Annotated in this window: 21 protein-coding genes; 11 read left to right on the top strand and 10 right to left on the bottom strand. The window is 51.4% G+C overall.

Annotated elements, in window-relative coordinates; translation table 11 throughout:
- The first annotated feature begins 2 nt into the window (after positions 1-2).
- Positions 3-635 carry a Crp/Fnr family transcriptional regulator gene (locus C7B82_RS11605; RefSeq protein ID WP_106256444.1) on the top strand — a complete coding sequence of 211 codons (633 nt, stop codon included), beginning with the start codon at positions 3-5 and terminating at the stop codon, positions 633-635.
- Here the strand turns inward: C7B82_RS11605 and C7B82_RS11600 are convergent.
- Entirely contained in the window at positions 630-1,811 is a 1,182-nt protein-coding gene (locus tag C7B82_RS11600; RefSeq protein ID WP_106256443.1) for a septal ring lytic transglycosylase RlpA family protein, read from the bottom strand. The two genes, C7B82_RS11605 and C7B82_RS11600, sit on opposite strands and share 6 nt — an antisense overlap.
- Before the next feature lie 412 nt (positions 1,812-2,223).
- Here C7B82_RS11600 and hpnJ point away from each other — a divergent pair, with 412 nt between their 5' ends.
- From hpnJ to C7B82_RS11560, 8 genes are all read left to right on the top strand, one after another.
- Positions 2,224-3,672 carry a hopanoid biosynthesis associated radical SAM protein HpnJ gene (gene hpnJ, locus C7B82_RS11595; RefSeq protein ID WP_106256442.1) on the top strand — a complete coding sequence of 483 codons (1,449 nt, stop codon included), beginning with the start codon at positions 2,224-2,226 and terminating at the stop codon, positions 3,670-3,672.
- Positions 3,673-3,783: 111 nt separating this feature from the next.
- Positions 3,784-4,623, top strand: a complete 840-nt coding sequence (locus C7B82_RS11590) for a hypothetical protein (protein WP_146141140.1) — start codon at positions 3,784-3,786, stop codon at positions 4,621-4,623.
- A gap of 192 nt (positions 4,624-4,815) precedes the next feature.
- A complete protein-coding gene (gene hpnI / locus C7B82_RS11585) occupies positions 4,816-6,060 on the top strand; it encodes a bacteriohopanetetrol glucosamine biosynthesis glycosyltransferase HpnI (RefSeq protein WP_106256440.1) in 1,245 nt (414 codons plus the stop codon).
- Between the two features lie 25 nt (positions 6,061-6,085).
- Complete coding sequence (locus C7B82_RS11580) at positions 6,086-6,949, top strand: ferritin-like domain-containing protein (RefSeq protein WP_106256439.1); 864 nt, start codon at positions 6,086-6,088, stop codon at positions 6,947-6,949.
- A 189-nt stretch (positions 6,950-7,138) separates the two neighbouring features.
- Entirely contained in the window at positions 7,139-8,026 is an 888-nt protein-coding gene (gene hpnK, locus C7B82_RS11575) for a hopanoid biosynthesis-associated protein HpnK (protein WP_106256438.1), read from the top strand.
- A complete protein-coding gene (gene hpnI, locus C7B82_RS11570; RefSeq protein WP_245939841.1) occupies positions 8,026-9,252 on the top strand; it encodes a bacteriohopanetetrol glucosamine biosynthesis glycosyltransferase HpnI in 1,227 nt (408 codons plus the stop codon). The genes hpnK and hpnI (C7B82_RS11570) overlap by 1 nt, the downstream gene beginning before the upstream one ends.
- A 625-nt stretch (positions 9,253-9,877) precedes the next feature.
- A complete protein-coding gene (locus C7B82_RS11565) occupies positions 9,878-11,227 on the top strand; it encodes an HlyD family secretion protein (RefSeq protein WP_106256468.1) in 1,350 nt (449 codons plus the stop codon).
- 208 nt (positions 11,228-11,435) lie between these two features.
- Complete coding sequence (locus tag C7B82_RS11560) at positions 11,436-13,040, top strand: MDR family MFS transporter (RefSeq protein ID WP_106256437.1); 1,605 nt, start codon at positions 11,436-11,438, stop codon at positions 13,038-13,040.
- Positions 13,041-13,390: 350 nt separating this feature from the next.
- Here C7B82_RS11560 and C7B82_RS11555 read toward each other — a convergent pair whose 3' ends face one another.
- The 9 genes from C7B82_RS11555 to C7B82_RS11510 form a co-directional block, all read right to left on the bottom strand.
- A complete protein-coding gene (locus C7B82_RS11555) occupies positions 13,391-13,585 on the bottom strand; it encodes a hypothetical protein (RefSeq protein WP_106256436.1) in 195 nt (64 codons plus the stop codon).
- Positions 13,578-13,904 carry a hypothetical protein gene (locus C7B82_RS11550; RefSeq protein WP_106256435.1) on the bottom strand — a complete coding sequence of 109 codons (327 nt, stop codon included), beginning with the start codon at positions 13,902-13,904 and terminating at the stop codon, positions 13,578-13,580. Before C7B82_RS11550 ends, C7B82_RS11555 begins: the two co-directional genes overlap by 8 nt.
- Positions 13,905-14,097: 193 nt before the next feature.
- On the bottom strand, positions 14,098-14,331 hold the full coding sequence (locus C7B82_RS11545; protein WP_181357457.1) for a hypothetical protein: 234 nt from the start codon (positions 14,329-14,331) through the stop codon (positions 14,098-14,100).
- Positions 14,309-15,622, bottom strand: coding sequence for an AAA-like domain-containing protein (locus tag C7B82_RS11540; protein ID WP_106256433.1), 1,314 nt, complete (start codon positions 15,620-15,622; stop codon positions 14,309-14,311). The genes C7B82_RS11545 and C7B82_RS11540 overlap by 23 nt, the downstream gene beginning before the upstream one ends.
- A gap of 438 nt (positions 15,623-16,060) precedes the next feature.
- Positions 16,061-18,715, bottom strand: coding sequence for an AAA-like domain-containing protein (locus C7B82_RS11530; protein WP_245939840.1), 2,655 nt, complete (start codon positions 18,713-18,715; stop codon positions 16,061-16,063).
- A 12-nt stretch (positions 18,716-18,727) separates the two neighbouring features.
- On the bottom strand, positions 18,728-19,399 hold the full coding sequence (locus tag C7B82_RS11525; protein WP_106256432.1) for a toll/interleukin-1 receptor domain-containing protein: 672 nt from the start codon (positions 19,397-19,399) through the stop codon (positions 18,728-18,730).
- A 190-nt stretch (positions 19,400-19,589) separates the two neighbouring features.
- Entirely contained in the window at positions 19,590-19,817 is a 228-nt protein-coding gene (locus C7B82_RS11520) for a toll/interleukin-1 receptor domain-containing protein (protein ID WP_106256431.1), read from the bottom strand.
- 169 nt (positions 19,818-19,986) lie between these two features.
- Positions 19,987-20,592 (bottom strand): exopolysaccharide biosynthesis protein, encoded by a 606-nt coding sequence (locus C7B82_RS11515; protein WP_106256430.1) that lies wholly within the window; start codon positions 20,590-20,592, stop codon positions 19,987-19,989.
- Positions 20,593-20,979: 387 nt separating this feature from the next.
- Positions 20,980-21,636 (bottom strand): NAD(P)H-dependent oxidoreductase, encoded by a 657-nt coding sequence (locus C7B82_RS11510; protein WP_106256429.1) that lies wholly within the window; start codon positions 21,634-21,636, stop codon positions 20,980-20,982.
- 160 nt (positions 21,637-21,796) lie between these two features.
- Here C7B82_RS11510 and C7B82_RS11505 point away from each other — a divergent pair, with 160 nt between their 5' ends.
- The gene (locus C7B82_RS11505; protein WP_146141139.1) at positions 21,797-22,123 is read left to right on the top strand and encodes a hypothetical protein; all 327 of its coding nucleotides are present in this window, start codon (positions 21,797-21,799) and stop codon (positions 22,121-22,123) included.
- Positions 22,124-22,206: 83 nt separating this feature from the next.
- A complete protein-coding gene (locus C7B82_RS32235; RefSeq protein WP_219904289.1) occupies positions 22,207-22,374 on the top strand; it encodes a hypothetical protein in 168 nt (55 codons plus the stop codon).
- Position 22,375: the final 1 nt, after the last annotated feature.

Raw genomic sequence — 22,375 nt, 5'->3', positions numbered from 1 at the left:
CTATGCTGCAATCCTACGCCTCTAGAGAAGTTACCCAACCGGATCTGCGTCAATTTCTGGAAGAACTCTATCACGGGCGGGATCTAAGCTCGTTTCGGGCAGGACAAACCATTCCCATGAATCCACAGGTCGTTTGGGTCGTTTGCCGTGGGGTCGTACAACTCAGCACTCTGTACCAAAGCGGCGATGAAGCGCTGTTGGGGCTTGCTGGCCCCTCCATGCCCTTTGGATTGCCATTAACGTTGATTTATCCGTATCAAGCAACAGCGTTGTCGGATGTTGACTTAATGGGACTGACGATGGCAGAAATTGACCAATCTCCGACTCTGGCGCAAGAGATTGGTCGTCACACGGTGCGTCGGCTCCGCCAAACAGAGGCAATGCTGGCAATGGCGGGCTATCGGCGAGTTGAGGATCGGCTGCGTCAGTTGCTGTTGCTCCTGCAAATGGAAGTGGGTCAACCAGTGGCTGAAGGTACTCGCATTAGCATTCGTCTGACCCACCAGCACTTAGCCAGCGCGATCGGCACCACACGGGTGACTGTCACACGGTTGCTGGGGCAACTTCGAGGGGAAGGACAGCTCATCGTCGATGCTCATCGCCACCTGATTTTGCCGATGGGTGTCGTGCTATAGCCGTTGGGCGATCGTTTGATTCGACGCAGTGGCTGATTTCTCAGGCTGCATGATTTCGGCTTCTACCGTTACGACTCCCGATGTTTCACTGCCCAGGCAGCGTGCGGCTTCACGGGATAAATCGAGCGTCCGATCCTCAAAATAAGGCCCCCGATCGTTGACTCGCACAATCACCGCTTTGCCATTTTCCAGGTTAGTGACCTTGAGATAGGTGTCAAAGGGCAGCGACGGATGCGCAGCCGTAAAATCGTTCTGGTTGAACATTTCCCCAGTGGCGGTTTGCCGCCCATGAAAATAGGGGCCATACCAGGACGCTAAACCCTCAATGTATTGCCCGGTTGCTTGCAGCCCATACATTTTCGCCTGCGCGTCAGCCAGCGAGAGTGGGGCTTGTGCCACGGCGGTTCGCAAATCGTTGATCCACTGGATCGCCAAACTTTCAGGGGTGCAATCCCACTGAGCTTCAACCTGTGGGTCAATGGTAAATAAGACGCGATCGCCCAACTTTCCAGCCGGAACCCCATTGACAAGGCCTGGTTGAAGCTGATTCCACTGAGGCTTGGTGGCTTTTAGCGCTTGCTCCAGGCGGTGTGCCAGTTGCATGGCCTCCCGACGTTTAGGAGCTGCACCAACCACATGATTTTTCACTTTGACTTGAAAAAGGCTAGGCGTTTGAGCCGCTTTGCCTTTCAAGCGACTGGCTGAAGACTGGTCGGGTTGGGCGATCGGTAAACATTGACCAAACCCTAATCCTGATGTACCTGTATGCGCCAGGTTTGACTGAGCGATTTGCTTTGAGGTAACGGGTACCACTACAACTGGAGGCTCACTATGGCCTGTTGTAAATTTCTGAAAGCCAGAAAATAGGCTTTTGAATGCGCTCAGAACACCCAGCGACGGTACAGGCGCATCGGCAAACGGTAGCAAGAGCGAAAGGGCTGGGGTTGGTTGGAGCAGTGCTGCTTGTCCGATCGAGCGCGTCTGCGTTGAAGGGAGCGCCATACTCAAGCGATCGTGACTAGCAGAAAAGATTGGCTCCTGAGAGCCGCTGACTTTCAGGACAGCCTGAAGCGGTAAAGCGTTTGCTAAGTAAGCAGGCGGTCGCAGCAGGTCTTGGCTAGACGAGAAAAAGCAGTTTACCCAAGATGCAACCCACACAAGTCCAAAAATTGGCATGAATGATTCGGTAAATGGTAGTACGCACTACAGAATGAAAAACAGTACTCTATAGTACCCTTCACCAAACCTTTAAATCTCTACCGCAAGGATAACGATCGTTAAGCGAGCCAGTTTGTAACGTGTCTCCGCTGGCTCGTTGGGCTCCAGGCAGAGGTTCCGCAGGTTCTAGAAGCTTTATGTGTAACTCTTTCAAAGCAGGAAACTTATTGCGGATGACTACGCGAGCAACCACAGAACTCTAGCTTAAGGGGTAAATTACATTGTTTTTTCCAGCAGAAAGCCCTATGGCTATGCGTGAACTCGTAATAAAATCATCACAGAAAGTTTACTGTGTTGACATACTGAAGCTCTAAATACTGGTTAGAGCATGTGACTGAAACGCCCCGACCTGTTCCTAAGAGAATCATTTGTGAAAAAAACGTTGTTTTTAAGTCCACCGTCCTTCGATGGGTTTGATGGCGGTGCTGGGTCAAGATATCAGGCTAAGCGTGAGATTACTTCCTTCTGGTACCCGACCTGGCTGGCACAGCCTGCTGCGCTCGTGCCGGGTAGCAAACTGGTGGATGCCCCTCCCCACGGCCAGACGCTTGAGGACGTGCTCAAAATCGCGCGCGCTTACGAACTCGTGATCATGCACACCAGCACGCCGTCTCTGGTAAATGATGTGAAATGTGCTGAAGCCATCAAAGCGCAAAATGCGTCTGTGTCAGTGGGGTTGATTGGTGCCCATGTAGCTGTGTTGCCCGAACAAACGTTGCTTGAGAACCCTGCGATCGACTTTGTTTGCCGTCATGAGTTTGACTACACTTGCAAAGAGTTGGCAGAAGACAAACCCTGGGATCAAATCAAAGGCTTAAGCTACCGCGATGCGAATGGGACACTGCATCATACGCCAGAGCGCGATCTCATTCATGATTGGGATGCGATGCCGAGCGTTTTGCCGACCTATGCGCGGGACTTAGACATCACCAAGTATTTTATTGGGTACTTGCTACACCCGTATATCTCGTTCTACACAGGGCGCGGTTGTCCGGCGAAGTGTAGCTTTTGCCTCTGGCCGCAAACGATCGGAGGACATCAGTACCGCACGAAAAGTCCAGCCGTCGTAGGACGAGAACTGGACGAAGCCAAAGCAATCTTTGGCGATCGTGTGCAGGAATACATGTTTGATGACGATACGTTTACCATCGACAAACAGCGGGCGATCGCCATCAGTGAGCACATGAAGCGGCTGAAGCTGACCTGGAGCTGCAACGCCCGTGCCAATCTTGATTACGATACCCTCAAACAACTGCGCGATAACGGGTTGCGCTTGCTGCTTGTGGGGTTTGAGTCAGGCAACCAGCAGATTCTCAACAATATCAACAAAGGTATCAAGCTAGAAGCAGCACGGCAGTTCATGAAAAACTGCCACGCATTGGGCATTACCGTTCATGGGACGTTCATTATTGGCTTGCCAGTGGAAACCCGTGAAACAATTGAAGAAACCATTCGCTTTGCGTGTGAACTGAGTCCGCATACGATTCAGGTATCGATCGCAGCCCCGTATCCGGGTACAGAACTGTATGCGCAGGCAAAGGCAAACGGCTGGTTTACAGATCAGGCGTTGGTGGCTAGCTCTGGGATGCAAACGTCAACGCTGCAATACCCAGACCTCTCCAATGCGGCGATCGAAGATGCTGTGGAACAGATGTACCGTCGGTTCTACTTCCGTCCGAAGGCGATTATCCCTATCGTGCGCGAAATGTTGAGCGATCGACAAATGCTAGTCCGTCGTTTGCGAGAAGGCGGCGAATTCTTCTCGTATCTTAAGGAACGTCGTACACAATCGATCGCCCACGGACAAGCGATTCAGTAGGGGCGAAGCCTTTGATCAGTCATCACTCGACGATTACGGGAAATCATTGCCCGAATGCTTCGCCCCTACGCGAAGATGTTTAGCCATCCAACACTCAGGCAACCTATCTCAGTGCGCAAGCATTTTGTTCTTTTACTGCTGGTGATCTTTCAGGTTTTGGGCGATGTTTGGCTAAGCCGAGGCATGCGACAGGTGAGTGAGGTGAAAACATTAAACCTTGCGAATCTCTTATCGATCGGCCTACAAGTACTGACCAACCCCTGGATTGTGCTCGGTGTTTCCTTTCTGATCGGCTCACTGTTGATTTATCTCATCGCGCTGTCACGACTAGACTTAAGCTATGTGCTGCCCATGACAGCGACAAAGTTTGTGTTATCGGCTTTATTTGCCTGCTTAGTGCTGCGTGAGAGTGTTTCAACGGTGCGCTGGTTTGGGATCGGTTTGATTTCCAGTGGTGTGTTGTTGGTAGACCTGGGCGAAAAAACGCTTACTGAAACGCCAAAGCAGCGCCTGCGAAGCGGTCAATTTTCGGCGCTGATGCTGATTCCTTTGTCGTTTTCGCTGGTGCTATCAAAGCTTGGAGTCGCCATTGCGGCGATGGTTTTAGCGGCATCTGCTGGCGATCTATTGCTGGCCGCTGGGATGAAGCAAGTGGGAGCCGTGACAACATTGCACGCGCGATCGCTGTTAAAGCTAGTCCGTCGGGCGTTGAGCAGTCCCTTTATTGGCTTAGGGGTTGCTTGCATGGCGGCTGATTTCTTCTTATTTATTGCACTGTTGAGTTGGGCAGACCTGAGCCTGGTCATACCCATGACGGCCCTGAGTTATCCCTTGAGTGCACTGGGTAGCCATTACTTTTTACGAGAATCATTACCGATCGGCCGTTTGGCCGGTACGGGATTGATTGGCATTGGTGTAGCGTTTGTTTCTCTCAGCTCAGGTGCGCTGTAAGGTGTGAATGTCACCGATTAAATATCATTGTTTGGAAGTCATTGCTATTGCTAGAAAGTTAGGTTAATCTTCGAGTTTTTAATGCTGGTTATTGTTGGTGGCAAGGCGAATGGCCTTTCATGGTTAGCAGCCAAGGATGAGTCGAGTCGCAGCAGGTTAATGAAAGCAATTTAAAGTTTTGCATCTCAATCTATGGCGTATCTACATTCTCTTTCGATTTTCTCGACTGTACTCTCAACCATCAGACTTGAAATCACGTTTTATCTGCTCGTACCTTTGTTCTTTCTGTGTTTAACAGCAATTGGTTATTACGGTTACGCCCTTTATGCGGCTCACACCTTCTTCTCCCAAAAGCGATTAGTTGAGCCCAGTTTTGATCCAGCCGTCAGTATCCTCAAGCCTGTTTGTGGGCTTGAACCTCATGCCTATGACAACCTCGCGTCTTTTTGCCGTCAGAACTATCCCACCTATCAAGTCATTTTTAGCGTGCAGGATTGGCGTGACTCCAGTGTTGCGGTCATCCGGCAACTCATTCGCGATTTCCCAGACCGTGAGCTTCAATTAGTGATTGACGATCGCACGCTAGGTGCGAATCGAAAAACCAGTAATCTTGCCAATGCCTTCGCTAAAGCGAAATATGACATCGTGCTGCTTGCAGACAGTGATGTGCATGTGGAAGCAGACTACTTACGGCAGGTTGTCCAACCATTGAGCGATGGCAATGTGGGTGTGGTGACGTGTCTTTATCGCTCACTAACAGAAGGATGGTTAACTAAATTAGAAGCGCTCAGTTCCGCCACTGAGTTCCTACCAGGAGTGTTAGTGAGCGATCGGTTGGAAGGGACAAAATTTGCGATGGGTCAGACGATTGTGATCCGGCGCTCTGCCCTGGAAGTGATCGGCGGCTTTGAGGCGATCGCGAACTATTTAGCCGATGACTTTCAACTGGGTCACTTACCGGCTCAGGCTGGCTACAAAATTGTCCTTTCCCAGCACATTATCGAACACGTCATGGCCTCTAGCACAGTGATGGGTGCGCTACAGCGCCAACTGCGTTGGATGGTCGGTATCCGTGTGTCTCGCCCCTGGGGCTACGTCGGGTTGATTTTTACCTACGGGACGGTGAGCAGCCTTCTCTTTCTGCTGGCAACCGGAGGCTCGCTGTTGGGTTGGGTGGTGCTCGGTTTGACCTGGGTAAGCCGTTTAGCGATGGCATGGTTTGTCGGCGTTCAGTGCCTTCAAGACCCGGTTGCCAAACAATTGTTGTGGTTAGTGCCATTGCGAGACTGCATGAGTTTTGCACTCTGGTGCTACGGCTTCACAGGCAACACGATTGTGTGGCGTGGACGGCAGTTTCGGCTCACGCGGGGTGGTGAACTGGTACTGCGCTCGTCCGGTTTGTCCGCAAGCGCTAAGTCAGTGATCAGTCGAACATAAAGAACGTAACCAAAGGAACGAACGTATGAAAATTGGATCGGACGCCCACAAACAGTTGTTCTGCCAAAGCTTTATGGACAGCTATCAGGACTATGAGCCTGAGAAACTTCCCTGGCCTAAGCTGGATGCTGCTGCGCTAGAGCGCTTACGGGGCATCCCCTTTTGGCAGGAAGCACTGCGCGTCGAGCGTCAGGCTGGAGTCATGGTCACGGCGTTTGCTGAGACGGTGAGCGATCCCGACATTCGAGCGGCGATCGCCCTCCAGGCAAAAGAGGAAACCCGTCACGGTCGGCTGCTGGAGTTTCTGATCAATCATTACGATGTCAAGATTGCGGAGCCACCAGCCCCTGTCGTGCCAGACAACATTGAGCAAGAGTTTATCGACTTTGGGTTTGGGGAATGCCTGGATTCGTACTTCGCGTTTGGCATGTTTGGGCTAGCGCGTGAAACCAACTATTTCCCTGAAGCGCTGTTCACCATCTTTGACCCCATTTTGCATGAAGAAGCACGGCATATCGTCTTTTTCACCAACTGGGTGAGCTACCTGCAAGTGCAGCAGGGACGTGGCTTTACCCCCTTACGAGGCGCTTACTCCGGCTGGCACTACGGTCGGGCGCTGTTGCATTTGGCGCAGATCTTTGGCAAGGCTGGCGATGGCACTGGCGAAGTCTTTACCGCGACGGGAGCAGGTACCTTTGTCGATAACCTGACACCCGATCGTGTCTTCTCCGCTTGCCTGCGGGAAAATGCCCAGCGGATGAGCGTCTTTGACGATCGCCTCCTGCAACCCCGGCTCTTGCCCAGGCTTTCTGCGATCGCCCAAAGCACCCTCAGACTGCTACCCCGGCGGCAACCTACCCAAGCCAATATCAGCGTTTCGGAATCGTAGCGGTGGGTACGTAAGTAATTTGGATTCAGCTATCAGCTATCAGAACATAGGTTTGGTTGAGAGATGAAACCCAAATCCAGTAGAGCTTACTTTCAGCCTTTACCCACTGTTAAAAGCTAATTGCTGATAGCTGACTGCTGATAGCTAAAAGTGACATTACTCCTTTACAGCCTCTTAACGTGAAACAGGATGCATCAATCTGGACACCCGTCGTCTCGTCGTCAGCTCATTGTCAATGGGGATGATTTTGGGTTTTCGTCGGGCGTGAATCAAGCCATTATTGCGGCTCATGAACGAGGCGTTCTCACCAGCACCAGCCTGATGGTGACAGGCGACGCCTTCGAAGAGGCGGTGGCATTGGCAAAGGCGCATTCGACATTAGCAGTGGGGTTACATCTCGTGCTAGCCTGCGGGCGATCGGTACTGTCGCCAACCCAAATTCCTCACTTGGTAGATACCCAGGGTAGCTTCTCGAATCAACCGGAGAAAGCGGGGCTTTACTACCACTTCAATGCGGCAGCACGTCGCGAACTGCCGCTTGAAATACGGGCACAGTTAGAGAAATTCCGCCAGACGGGGCTACCGCTCTCCCATGTAGATGGGCATGTGCATGTGCATGTGCAGCCAGTGGTGTTGCATCATCTGGTGAGATTGGCAAAGGAGTTTAACATTCGGTTCATGCGCCTGCCCTTTGAAGAAGCGTCGATCGCCATCCAAGCCGATCGCTCTGAATGGATCACCAAACGGCTGCTGTCGTTTGTGTATGCGGGTCTGCGTCGCTATGGTAAACGGGTGCTGCGATCGCAGGGGATTCACTCGGTCGATCGCGTGTATGGCTTGCTGCATAGTGGTCGGATGACGGAAGCGTATCTGCTGAAGCTGATTCCTCTGATTCAAGCCAATTTGGTGGAAATTTATTCTCATCCGGCAACGCGTGTGGCTGGTGAGCCTGACAACGGCATTGGGTTGGGGCAGGCAGAGCGCGATGCACTCATCAGTGACCGCGTGCGGATCGCTATTCAACATCAAGGCTTTGAATTAACCAATTATTGCCACTTAGGAGTCGTTAGACCATAGTGTTATATGCCTTTAATCTGATTGAGCTACACCCATTGACGCTCAGCATCAGTGATTACGCGTCCTCTTTGCCGTTATTGTTCTGCGTGAGTGCTATTGTTTATTACTGTTTAGCGCTGTACGCCGCGATCGATTTTCTGGCTACACCTACCACCGTTGATGCAGCGTTCCATCCGCCCGTGAGCATCCTCAAACCCCTGTGTGGGCTTGATCGCAACACGTATGAGAATCTTGCATCCTTTTGTCGCCAGGACTATCCCACATATCAGATTATTTTTGGCATTCAAGACCTCAGCGATCCTGCCGTCGCGGTTGCAAAGCAGATTATGCGAGACTTCCCGGCGATCGATATTGATCTGGTAGTGAGCGATCGCATGATTGGAGCCAATCGCAAAATTAGCAATCTGTCCAATGCGGTCACAGCCGCCAAACATGACATTTTGCTGATCGCAGACAGTGATATAAAGGTCGGTTCAGACTACTTGATGAATGTCGTACAACCCTTAAGCCAAAAGACCGTGGGCGTTGTCACCTGCACCTATCGATCGCTAGCGCAAGGCTGGGTTGCGGCGTTTGAAGCCCTGGGCATCACGACAGAGTTGGTACCGACGGTCTTAGTCTCCCGCACGCTAACAGGTATGACGTTTGGGATTGGTGCCACGATCGTTCTACGGAGGGCTGTGCTAGAGGCGATCGGTGGGTTCCCAGCCGTCGCTAACTACCTGCACGATGACTTTCATTTAGGTCGCATGCCAACTAATTTGGGCTACCAGGTGGTGTTGTCCCACTACGTCGTGGATCATGTCCTGGCAACCGCGAGTGTCATTGATTTTATGCAACACCAGACCCGTTGGAATCGGGGGATTCGCTTTTCTCAACCCTGGGGCTACACCGGACAGATCTTCACCTTTGGTACAGTGGCAAGCCTCGTATTTGTGCTGACGGCACACGGTTCGGCATTCAGTTGGGCAGTGCTAGGCATCACCTGGGCTTTCAGGCTGGCAATGGCATGGGTAGTTGGCGTTAAGGTTCTACGCGATCCGATGGCGAAACCGCTGCTGTGGTTGGTGCCGCTGAGCGATCTGGTGCGGTGTGCGCTGTGGTGCTATAGCTTCCTTGGCAACAGCATTGAGTGGCGTGGTCGGCACCTGACATTGACGGAAGGTGGTAAACTCGTTGGTTTTACATCGGGTCGCGTTTATAACCAGCCCCTTGCGAATGATTAGGCAACTTCCTGGTATTGCTTTAGCGTCATGGACTCAATCATACCGACGCTTGCAATTTAGGGGCGTGGCACTGGGACGGTCATCCTGAAAGCATTGCAGAGCGTTTCGCCTCAATATCGCGCCCTACAGAAACTCGAACTAATTTAATTCTCATTCTTGAGAACCAAAACGTTTACTTTACTCAAATACAGACTCTCAACATCATCCGTCTGGAGGTGGTTTTTCGATCGCGTCTGCTTCTATATATTGGGATGTCCTGTTCTGGCTGTGTTCAACAAGTTCAATGTCCGAGTAGCCACAAATTCAATACCCAAGCGGCTTTAAGCCAATGCTTAGCACGCTAAGTTATAGCCAGGACTCAATGTTCGACGCGTACTAATTTTTAGCGGCTGAGGTGCTATACACCTTACAGCTTTAGATGTTATTTGCATAACTGGTCTTTGATGCGGGTCAATGGCATCATCACAATCATCCATTCATCACGGCTGCTTTTAGGAATCAAACGGAGCCTGAATGAACCATCGGTTTATTTCATGCCCTTCAGCCACGCCAGTTTCTCCCGCTGACTTCAACGACTTGCATGAGCGCGATCGCCAATCGTTACACCCTTTGTGATGTCCTCAAAATGGAATCTACTAATTCAACGAATCAGGTTCAAGACCTCGATGGACAAAAGCCAGCCGTGCTCGATCGGGATATTTCTTCACCCCAGCCAGCAACCGACCAACGACCCAACGAACCGAAAGTACCCCGTCAACATCCTTACCGGAAATGGATTCTTCTAGGCGCGTTGGGGGTGGGCGTGATCGCTGGCAGCATTGTGGGCTATCGCTGGTGGCGTTTCGCGGCAACCCATGCTGAAACCGATGATGCGTATGTCACGGCTGATGTGCATCCCATCAATGCCCGCATTAATGGCACTGTGGTTAAAGTCGCTGTCAACGACAACCAGCAGGTCCAGCAGGGCGAACTGTTGGTAAAGCTCGATCCACAGGACTATGAAGTCGCTCTCCAGCAGTCGAAAGCCTCGTTGGAAGCATCTCAACAACAGGCGCGGGTTGCTCAGGCAAATATTGGTGTCACTGTCACCAATGCACAGGGTTTAACGACGCAGGCACAGGGCAATATTGATGCTGCTGCCGCCAGCGTTTCCACGTCTCAAGCGGCGCTGGCAGAAGCCCAGGCAGGGGTGCCAGCCGCCAAAGCGCAACTCGCGCAAGTGAAGGCAAACCTGGTCAAAGCTGACCTTGACTACAATCGCTACACGACGCTGTTTAAAGAAGGTGCCGTGGCTCAACAACAGCTTGACGCTGCCAGGGCAACGTACGAGTCAACACGAGGACAATATGATGCGATCGCCGAGCAGATCAAACAAGCACAAGCCCGAGTCGTGCAGGCGCAGACCAATCTGAATAATGCCCAGGCAAAACTGGGTTCGACGCAGGGAAACTTGCAGCAAGCAAACGCCAGCGGTCAGCAGACCGAAGTGAATCGACGGCAGTATCAGGCAGCACTAGCAACGGTTGATCAGTCGATCGCTCAGTTCAAGAATGCTCAATTGCAGTTGAATTACACCTCGCTTACGGCTCCCCTGGTGGGACGCATCGGCAATCGCACGGTACAAGTCGGACAACGCGTGCAGCCCGGACAAACGCTGATGTCGTTAGTGCAGCCGATCCCCTGGATTACTGCCAACTTCAAAGAAACTCAGTTGGGAAAGATGCAGCCCGGACAGGCGGTTGAAATTAAGCTTGATGCTTTCCCAGACCGTGTCTTTAGAGGCAGAGTGGATAGCCTTTCACCCGCATCAGGCGCAAAATTTGCGCTCCTGCCGCCCGATAATGCCACAGGCAATTTCACCAAAATCGTGCAGCGCATCCCTGTCAAAATCATCTTTGATGCCGATAGTATCAAAGGCTATGAAACACGCATTACTCCAGGGATGTCGGTGGTCGCAACGGTGGAAACGCCGTGAGGAAAGGAGTCAGAAGTCAGAAGTCAGTAGCGTACAAATGTAGATACTACAATTCTGAGCCACGCTTCAGTCCATTTCAATGGACTTCGTACTATTAGCCCTGAATTTCAATTCGGGGCGGGTGTGGCAAGAGGTGAAGGTTTCAAGCTGACGCGCTGCCCAATGCCTTTTTCTAACCAACAACAACCAACCGCTAAACACTCACTCAATGACCAGCACTCGCACCGATCGCCCCCCTCAACTGCCAAATGCTGCCCAAGGCTCCGATGAGCGTCAGGTGTCTGTGCGGGAATGGATTGGCGTGATGGCAACGCTTTTGGGCGCGTTCATGGCAGTGTTGGATATCCAGGTGACAAATGCGTCGTTGAATGACATTACGGGTGCCTTGAGCGCGACGATCGATGAGGGTTCGTGGATTTCGACAGGCTACCTGGTGGCTGAAATTGTGGTGATCCCGATGACGGGCTGGCTGTCGCAGGTGTTTTCGGTACGGCGCTATCTGCTGGTGAATGCCGTTCTCTTTCTCATGTTTTCCATTGCCTGTGCGTTCTCCGCCAACCTGGGCATGATGATCGCGTTTCGGGCGGGACAGGGCTTTACAGGCGGTGTGCTGATCCCGATGGCATTTACGGTCATTTTGATGACGCTGCCGAAGTCGAAGCAGCCGATCGGTCTGGCGATGTTCTCGATTACCGCGACCTTTGCACCGTCGATCGGCCCTACAGTCGGCGGTTGGCTGACGGATAACTACGGCTGGCAGTATATCTTCTACCTCAATGTCATTCCTGGGCTACTGTTGATTGCGGGCGTTTGGTACGGCTTGCCCCGCACACGGATGCAGCTTAACCTGTTGCGGAATGGCGACTGGTGGGGGATTGCAACGATGGCGATCGGGTTTGCCTCCTTTGAGTTTTTTGCGGATGAGGGGAACCGCAAAGATTGGTTCGGCTCGGTAGAGATTCAACGTGCAGCGATCATTGCGGCGATCGCGCTTCCCGCGTTTGTCATCATTCAGCTCATCCGTAAGCAGCCGTTGCTCAATCTGCGCCTGCTGTGGCGACGAAACTTTGGCTTGTCGATCATCGTGACGTTGGCGTTGGGCTTGGGCTTGTATGGCTCGACGTTTATCTTGCCGCTGTATCTGGCGCAGGTGCAGGGCTACAACGCGATGAAGATCGGGGAAACCATCATGTGGTCGGGCATTCCACAGTTGTTTATTACGCCGTTTGTGCCCCTGCTGATGAAGTGGGTTGATCTCCGGCTGTTGGTGGCGATCGGGATGGGCTTGTTTGGCACCAGTTGCTTTATGAATTCCCACATGACGCACGATACGGGGATTGACCAGTTGATCCCGGCGCAGATTGTGCGGGCGCTGGGGCAACCGCTGGTGATTACGCCGCTGTCGAGTATTTCAACGGCGGGCATTGAACCAAAACAGATTGGCTCTGCATCGGCACTTTACAATATGTCGCGCAACCTGGGCGGTTCGGTGGGGATCGCTATCCTCGGAACGATTCAATCCCAACGAGAACGCTTTCATTCCAATCGACTGGTGGATTCGGTGTCGCTGTCAAATCCCATTACGCGCGATCGCATTGATCAGCTCACGCAGTTTTTCACGACGAATGGCGCGGATGCCGTGACGGCACAAAATCAGGCGATCGCGCGGATTGCCAGCATCGTTCGTCGTGAAGCCAATGTGATGGCGTTCAACGATTGCTTTTTCTTTATGGGCTGTGCGCTGGTGGGGAGCGCGGTGCTGGTGTTCTTTCTCAAAAAAGCCAAGCCTAGCGCTGGACCAGCCGGTCACTAAGGCTGAAAAGTTTCTCGCATTCGGGGCAGTCGTGGAAGGCGGGTGGGCGTTCCATGGGCGGGATCTGGTAGCCGCAGGTACGACACATTCTGGTGAAGAGAGGACGCTGAACCAGTGAGGTTCGCAGCACCACGACTTGAGTCAGCACTCCACAGATAATAAGGGCGATCGCAATAGTCATGGCTCGAAAGACAGAGAGGTTGCAATACCTTTATTAAACGTCTTTTTTCGATCGGCTGAGCGAAATGTGATGAAAGGTAGATTTTATTTAACACATGTCCCAGAAACCGGGTTTCTTTTCAAGTCTCTGCTGTACGCCCAAGGTTGTGACCAGAAACCCGGTTTCTCGACTACAGCGCAATCTTACGTGCTTCCTCAGCCTCTAGCAGAGCCAGAGTTGCTGTAGCTTCTGCCAGGTATTGAGCAATATTGGCTCGAACGATCGGATTCGTCTCTCGTTGTAGCTCTTTGAAATGGAACGACACCCGAATGCGACATCCCTTTAGGGAATCGGGATCAATGGCATAGCGTTTCGTTTCAGGCATCCAGACGTTCCTCCTGTAACTCAATCCTGAGCAACCGTCGCTCAGACTCAGCGTAAACAAATTTTACCCCAAGCATCACATTGTTCTGCAAGACAAGATCCTGACGCGATTCTGTCGGACTGAGCGAAGCATGTCTTGCCAAAACAGTATAGGAACCCAAGGGCAAATTCCCAAAAATCGCAATCCCCGATCGCATCATCACAGGTTGCTGGTCAATAACGATGCCCTCCATAGCCAGCAAAACAACGATCAGTTCTCCGTCTATTGAAGACATTCCAATGCCCTGCTCATTGCGAATGACAGCAATAATGTCTGACAAAGCATTCTACCCAAAATTGCCTTCAAATCTTAAAGCATGTTGATCGGATTAGCTATCAGCCATCAGCTTTTTTGACTGCTGACTGCTAACAGAAACCTCCCAGAAACCGGGTTGCTTTTCAAGGCTCTGTCGTACGCCTAAGGTTGTGACCAGAAACCCGGTTTCTCGCACCCTACACCCCACACCCCACACTCTACCCCCCAACCAGCTTCCTCCACTCCCGCACCACCCACTCACCCCACCCACCCTCTCGCTCCGGCACGGCAGAGACTTTACGGACGCGCCCAACGCCTTTGCAGAGCTGACGATCGGACTCGCTGACGTTGGAGTTGGTGGTGAGGTAGTCATGGAGCCAATCGTAGCTGCGTGCCATTAAGTCACATAAAGCTAGACCATGTTCACGTCTACTGTTTGTTGCATTCTTCATAAGGAAATTGCTGCTGTGTTTTCTTGCCTCCATACATAAGCACATGGCAAAAGCGTTCAATAATCTGTCGCTGCCTTTCTGTTTCTCTATGCAATTTTTCTGCGTATGATGTGCGCTCCCAAGCGAGAACTGCCAACGGTACAGAGATCAGAACCAGCAGCATAGACATCAATGCTACACCGCGAGCGCGTTGAATCCGCTGCATCCAGTTGACGGGCAGATGGCTTTTCACCCACTGGTCATCAAACACCTCGCGATAGATGGGGTTCCGCACCGTCAGCGCCCCATCAGATCGCTTTACCACCCCCGACAGCTTCAGGTGCGACTTCGTCAGCGATTGCTCCTCATCCAACACAGGCTGTCGCCCACGCCACACCTCGCGGTAAGTGGTCAACACGCCGTACACATCATCTGCCCGTTTCGTCAGCATGTCGCGCACAAACTGCATGTTGCTGTCCTGCTCACACATTGCGCCCAGGAACGTGCTGCTGACGGTGCGATCGACCGCCTCCTTCGTCCAGTACAACTGCCCCGCATCCACCAGCGCACGGCACAGGCGTTGCGTCAGGTAGGGGTGTCCGCCCGTCCACTGCATCACCCAGCCCAGCACCTGGGTTGCCTGGTCGGCGGGTAGCCCAAAGCCAGCCGCCAGGGGCAGCGCTTCTGTCTGGGTGAAATCGGTCAGGTCTACCCGCTGCCCAATGTTAAACGGCGTGCGTTTGGGGTCGTGGATGAGGTCGCCGGGAGTGGCAACGCCCACCAGCACAAACGAGAGTCGCTGAAAGACGGGTTTATGGGCACGGGCGAGGTAGAGATACCGGATGGCGGTGAAAAAATCGTCGGTGAAGTCGAGGCTGAGGGTGGTATCGATCTCATCCACAAAGATCACGATCGGTTCCGGGATCTCGGTCAGCAGCACCGACTCAAAGAACTGGGTTAACCGTTGGGACACGCCGAGGTGTTCGCGATCGCGCCACCAGCTCACCACATCGGTGTCCAGCATCAGTTGGTCTTCCAGCTTCACCAGAAAGCCGAAGTACCACTGCTCTGCGGTTACCTGTGCGCCCAGGTCTTGCAGATCCACAATGGCAGAGCGAATGCCCTCGTCTGCCAGCGTTTCTGCCGTCTGCACCATCAGGCTCGACTTCCCCATCTGGCGGGGCGTGAGGACATAGGCGAAGGTGGACGATCGACACAACCCCCACAGCTCCTCATCGGCGCGACGGGGCAAATACACCCCGCCACCTGCCTGCACAGTGCCGCCAACGGTGTAGATGGTTGCTCCACTCATCCAGCCTTCCCCTCCTTCACACGCAGGACATCCATGTGCGTTACTACAATCTTGATGAATGTCTGTGGGAGACTCATCGGCGAGACTTTGAGCCTCGTGAATGAGCTTTTGAGCCTCATCGGCGAGTCCCCAACATTCACCGACGAGTCCTTGAACTTCACCGGCGAGTCTTTAATACTCTTAAATGAGTCTTTGAACTTCGTGAATGAATCTCTATCACTCACTAAAGAGTTTTTGATCCTCGTGCGTGAATCTTGGAGCCTCACCGACGAGCCTCCAAGATTCAATGAAGAGTCTTTTACTCTCGTTCACGAGTCTTTGATGCCAGGAACCCGGCCACGAGTTTTTGCCGCTGAAATATCCAGGTTACAGCTAGAAACCTCATGTATTCTAAAACCAGTCAATTTAACTTCTGACTCCTTACTACTCTGTCTTCCCTTATTCCCTCAAATGCTCCCGAAAATAGTCTGCGTAGAGCTGGCAGCGAGGCAACACCGTTTGCCCCTCCCGCCGCACTAGACCTGCCCCTCGCAGACGAAAGAAGACCTGCTCATCTTGACAGACATTGTTCTTGATCACCTGCATAAAGCCTTGCACCAATGCCTTCTTGTCGTGCATCCGAAACAGGTGGTAGCGGAGGTGATCGCCAAACGGTCCCCGATCATCGATCGCCTGCCCAAACAACTCCGCCACCGTAATCTGTTGGCTTGCCGTTAGATACAGCGCTCGTCGCACCAGATAGGGATGCCCATGCAGGAGGCACATGAGTTGTTGCTCCTGCTCCGCATTCAAGGGAGAGCCGTGACGCTGGTTAAGGTCTGCCATTTGATCAAAAGTAAAATCCGTCAGGTCAATCACCAGCCCCACATTAAACGGCGACTGGTTCAGGTTTTCAATCAACTGGTAGGGTTCGGTTGAGGTCACCAGCGCCAGGTCAAGCTGCCGCCAGATGGGCGATGTGGCGCGGCTATTGTGCCAGCTTCGCAGCATACTAAAAAAGTCCGAGCGGAAGTTCGTATCAAAGACGGACTCCAACTCATCCATTGCCAGCACCAGCGGACTGCCCAGCTCCTTCAGCAAATACCGCTGCATGTAACGCGTACAGCGCTGACTGTTGCCCAGTGGCATCGCCCAATAGGCATCCACCTGGCTGTCCATCTCTAGCTCATCCGTCAACCAGGCGCAAAACTGACGAAAGAACGGCTCTGGATTGGTCAACGCGGTTTTGTCGAAGAGTTGAAAGTCCAGGAAGGCAACTCGCTTTCCGACAGTGACGGCAGCGTCGATCGTCCGTACTAGCAGTGAACTTTTACCCATCTGCCGGGGACCTTTGATGGTGATAGTTACGCCTTTCCCCGTCTGCTGAATCGTGCTGAGGGCGATCGTATCGTTCGGACGCTCCACATAAAACCGCGACTCCGTGTCCATCGTCCCTTCGGGCATTTCCAGGGGCGTCAACTGAGCAGCGGGCAGCGGTGGCGGAATGGTAATCGGTGAGGCAGTTTGAATCAGGTTCGCTTTCGATGCGTCTGTATCCAGCGAGAGGGTGTTGCCTGCGATCGCTTGTATCAATTCCTGCAAGAGCCGAGATGTATCGGCGGCATTTTCCCAAAACGCCCAGTTAATGCCGTTCAGGTAAGCACTCAGCGGATACGCAAAAGGCTCCCGGTAGTTCAGCCGAATCGGTAAAATGATGGGCTTGCCTGCTTGCTCCTCTGCCAGATGATGTGCCATCTCAATCTCGCCCAGCACCATTTCGCTGTGTACCGACTGCGCCGAAAGCAACGAAATCAAAAAGTCTGACTGCCGGATCTCTGCTTCAATTCGCTCTGCCCACGGGGTACCCACCGTCATCATCTGGTCAATAAACACCTGATGGTGCCGGCTTAGCGCCTGAAAAATTTGCAGCGCGATCGGTTCATCCGGCTCTACCCCATGCTTAAAGCTAATAAAGATCCGTCGTTCTCGAATCCTTTCGGATTCGATCCGCAACCCTTGGGAGGAATTAACGACTAAGGCTTGTTCAGTGAATTCATGCCGTTGATTTCTTTCCTCCCAAGGATCAGGTAAGCCTTGATCCCAAGGATCAGCAAGATTAACCAGTCGTTCAGTAAAACTTTTATAGCTTCGTGTAAGAGATAGCCTATCGCTACTTCGCTCAATTAGTGCAGCAACTTCCTCACCATAAGCATAACGAGATACATGTTGAACTTGAATTTCATCAAAGTATGCGGTGAGATTACATTCAGTAAGTGCATATACCTCCTTGAAAAGATCTTCAAATTGCAATTGATAGCCACTAATATGTTGCTCAGAATTTCCAAATCGCCAGTGTTCACGCAAAGTAGGCTCAGCGGCTTCAATACGTGATGGTAAAGGAAACACAACGAGCGGACGCAGGTCATCGGACTGCTTACGGTATTTTGTTGCTCGTTGTGCTAGTTCTAAGACCCCTGTGAGACTCTGACGATTGGGAGTAAATACGACAACAAGCTTTTGAGGCATTAGCATCGTACAAATTCCGCTTGTATCAGTTACCCCAGTACGAGAGTCAATAAGAACGTATTGATACTGCTCCGCTAGTCGATCAGCGAAAACGCGAATTAAAAGTGGAGAACGATGGTAGAAATCTATCCAGTGAAAGGAATTAACCTTGAGAGAGTAATCTTCATCAAACCGACCAGCTTTCAATAAATGAAGGAATGGGATGTCAGTCTCCAGAATGAACTTACTAAGATCGATTCCCTCAAGAAGAGAGATTGCCATTTCTTCGGCATCTTTAGCATCCTCGTGATTACGTTCACTAGCTAATGCATCCAAATCTCGAAATAAGTCGATCAATCCTGGATGCTCATCGAGAGAAGAAGGATGGCGATCAATGCGGGAAGAGAAGTGATTGCTAAACTTACTATGAAAGTAGCGATGAAGTCCTGGAGCTTCCAAGTCCCAATCGACCATCAGCACCCCTTTACCTTTGATTTCAGCTTGCTGCTGCGCAAGAATGCACGCGACATTAGCCAAAGCCATTGAACGCCCTGTACCACCCTTATAAGAATAGAACGTAATTACCTGACCTAAGGCATCAGTTTCCATGATTAACCTTACCTATGGCATGGGAAATGGAGGTCTAGGGCCTTGAACTTCATCTATCCACAAATTGATTTCATCCTCTGTAGGAAGCACAAAACTCTCGCATCCCTGACATGGATCTTCTGATAAAGTTTCGAGTGTTCTATACATATCTGCGATATATTTAGCAATGTTTCTAATTTGACGAGCAAAATCAGATCGACTATTAATTGATTCAGCACCAAGCAAAAAATCTTCAAAATTGTAATACTGTCGTCGTTTTTTAATTTCGTGAGGGAGGTGATCTTCACCTCGAACTACAATCGGAATAATTAACCCATGTGGAATAATTAGCTCATGTTGCTTATTTTTCTTAGTGTCTAAGCTCCATAATTTGCCCCATGATTTAAGTCGCCTACTTTCTAATTCCTCCATTGCTTTGTATTCTCGTGCACAGTAAGTGTGTTCTCTACTAAAGTACTTAGGTGTGAAAACTAGAATCATACAAAGGCTTTCACAAATCGCTGTGGCTAATGCTTCATTATAAAAATCACCTCCTTGTAGACGCTCCCGATCAAGATATACTTCTTTGTCCATCCAAATTTCGATCTCGCTAGAAAGCGCGTCATGTAAGTCATTGATTATCTGCTGCATCATTCGACGCTGCCCATGTCTATAGCTAATAAAGCAAGAGTATTTAAATGGCATAGCTGCTATCTTTAATCTGGCGGGAAAAAACTCTTACAGGAATAAGTCTCAGTCTTTGAGGCAATCAACTTAGTATAAGGACAACGTGCTTAGCTCCAAAAAATATATACAACATATTAATAACAACCCTGTTTTCATAAGGCTGGTAATGTGACTAAGATAAGCCTTCTTCACAGGAAAGTCTAGAAATTTAATCTGTTTCGATTTGCTCTGCCCAGCGAGTCCCCACCGTCATCGTCTGGTCGATAAACACCTGATGGTGCTGGTTCAACGTCTGAAAAATTTGTAGCGCGATCTGCTCATCCGGCTCGACTTCACGCTTGTAGCTAATGAAAATGCGTCGTGGTACCTCGCCTGTAGCTCCCGACTCCATAGCCGTTGGTTGCGTAGACGTAGCAGCGACAGGACGATCAGACATGCGTTGATTCGACACTCGGTGATCAGAGGCAGCGATGCCCTCAATCTACATTAAATTTGTGCAGGAAAGATAAGAGACCAACCAGAAACCAGGTTTCTTTAAGTGCCATCACATTAGATGATCGGTGTCACCCTAGAAACCCGGTTTCTTGCTTCTCTCGCTTCTCGCGTCACCCCAACAAATCCTGAAAGAAGCCGGGCGATTGCCAGAGCGCATAGCCAATCCCCGCCACCGCCAACGTAATGGCGATCGTCAATCCGTAAGCAATGCACATCAGCAAGCCATCTTCTTCCAGCGTGGCAACTGCCAGCAGCAAGATTCCAGCCGTCGGAATGGGGTTGGTAAAGGGGATTGGGAGCATCAGCAAAAATGCTAACCAGGCAATGCAAACGCCATTCAACCGCCAGATGTAATGGCTCTCAGCAAGTTGCCGCAAGCGTGGTCGTGCTAGCTTTTCCAGCACTCCAGTGATGCGTCGGAGCAGGTTTAGCAGGTTCAACACCAGCCAATTCGGAAACTGAAACTGCGCAATGCGTTTGGGTAACCAGGGCGATCGCCGCCCGATCGCCATCTGCGCTCCTAAAATCAAGCAACCTAGCCCCAGCGGACCGGCAAAACCCGGTGGCATCGGCAGTAGGAAGGGCAATGCCAGCAACCCAATCACGAGACTGAAGCCCCGCTCTGAGGTTTCGGTCAAAATGTCGCCCAGCGTCAATGGTTTCTCTCCCAGGAGGGTTAGCAACGCTTCAAGATCTTGAGAAAACCTTAGATTCATGCTGCAAGTGTAGGGCCTCCATCGACGGCTTAACGAGCTTCTAAAGACGGATGCACAATCAGGTTTGACTGCATTGTCATCAAACTTTAACGTTTAACATCCGTGTTTCCTAGCCAGACTAACCGATCTCAACGGGGGCTGACACCTCAAACTGCCACTGATCACGGGAAACGATCACAGCTTCTCCGATCTGTGGGCGGTCGTGCGGGTCTCCCTTGGGCACTCCCGGCTTCTCCGACCGACACTGAACCCAACTCCGGTTTGACGCCTTGACGCAGAACGCGAACAGTTGCTTCCACTGCTCGCGTTCTCATTCTGATTGGCTAAAGTCGAGTCGAAGAAAGCGGGGAGCTGAAGAAATTCAGGATCTGAAGCCAAGTGGCATTCCTAAACGTACTGCACCAGGTCTTGAGCTGGGTAGCGAACTTTCGCCTGAGCGGCACTCTTGTCATCCTCTGCACGATAGCCAGCCGGACAGGCAACAACAGAGGCATAGCCTTGCTCTGCCAATCCTAGAATCTCATCGTATTTCGGTGGGTTGAACCCTTCCATTGGGCAGGTATCAATACCCAACAGAGCGGCACTAGTCATGAACTGCCCCAGCGCAATGTAAACCTGCCGCTTTGACCATTCATCGATGTCAAGGGGATAGGGCGGCTTTTCCAAAAAGCCGTTGATCACCTTGGCAAACCCCTGCAAGTTCTCGACCGGCACCTGCCGCACATGGGAAATATTTTGCATGTAGCGATCGACATCGGCGGTATTCAAATCCTTTTTGAACGCCAGCACGACGAGATGAGATGCATCGGCTACCTGAGTTTGTCCCCAGCTATGCTCGACTAACTGCTGACGGATCGCCGGATTCGTGATAACAAAAAACTTCCAGGGCTGCAAGCCAAACGAAGAGGGGGTAAGGATTAAGCTCTCTACTAGAGCTTGCCAAACGTCTTCCGCAATCTTCTTGGTTGGATCAAACTTTTTGGTGGCGTAGCGCCAGTGTAACTGTTGCAGTAATTGTTCGGTCGAAACTACAGCGCTGCTCATATATGTCTTTCTGTGAAGGCACTCTGATTATAACGGAGACAAAATCATTTTCTGTGAGGGGCTTTAGCGATTATCTCGGTTGTCAACTACTTGTCCCCGCAGGAGCCAACCGGGGTGGTTCAGCAGTTGTTGGCTCAGTCCAGCTTCAGCAGCTAGCGGTTTGGGCACCGGACTCATGGCCTGGGCAAAATGGGCGAACACGCCGGCCTCAAGCACCGTGTTTGAAGGCGCGCTAGCCAAGCAGTATTCCCTGACTGAGGGCGATCGCCGTGGACTACAGCGACTCCAACAGCTTTTTAGCTTGCGGGATGAAGAAGTGACCGAGATCGAAGCAATCATCGAGCCACTGCCACCGCCGCCTTTCTCACCACCTTCACCCCTTACAAGGAGCTTGATGAATGCGATTCTTCAAAACGCCCTTACATTAAAAATGTACGGAATCTTAATGGTGGTTGGGCTTATACCCTTAAGCACATTCAAGAAATAGGTGGTGCAGTTGAAAGTCGCGTATTTGAGCTATTTGGGTTGCCTTCTAGCAGAGGCGCAAAATTAGCCTTCAAAGGTGACCTGATGATCTTGAACCAACAGGCTAAGGTCACTCATGTGGTGGAAAGGCTCGATGATGAAGTCAGGAAACATGAATCGGGTTATTTCCGCTTGGGGCGTGATAAGCATCACACGGTTGCTATTGATGCATCACAGCCAAGCCGCGAAAAGATCACAGAAATAACCGCGTAAT

The organism is Stenomitos frigidus ULC18 (assembly GCF_003003795.1).
GTDB lineage: Bacteria > Cyanobacteriota > Cyanobacteriia > Leptolyngbyales > Leptolyngbyaceae > Stenomitos > Stenomitos frigidus_A.
This window is presented reverse-complemented; position numbering and strand designations above follow the sequence as displayed.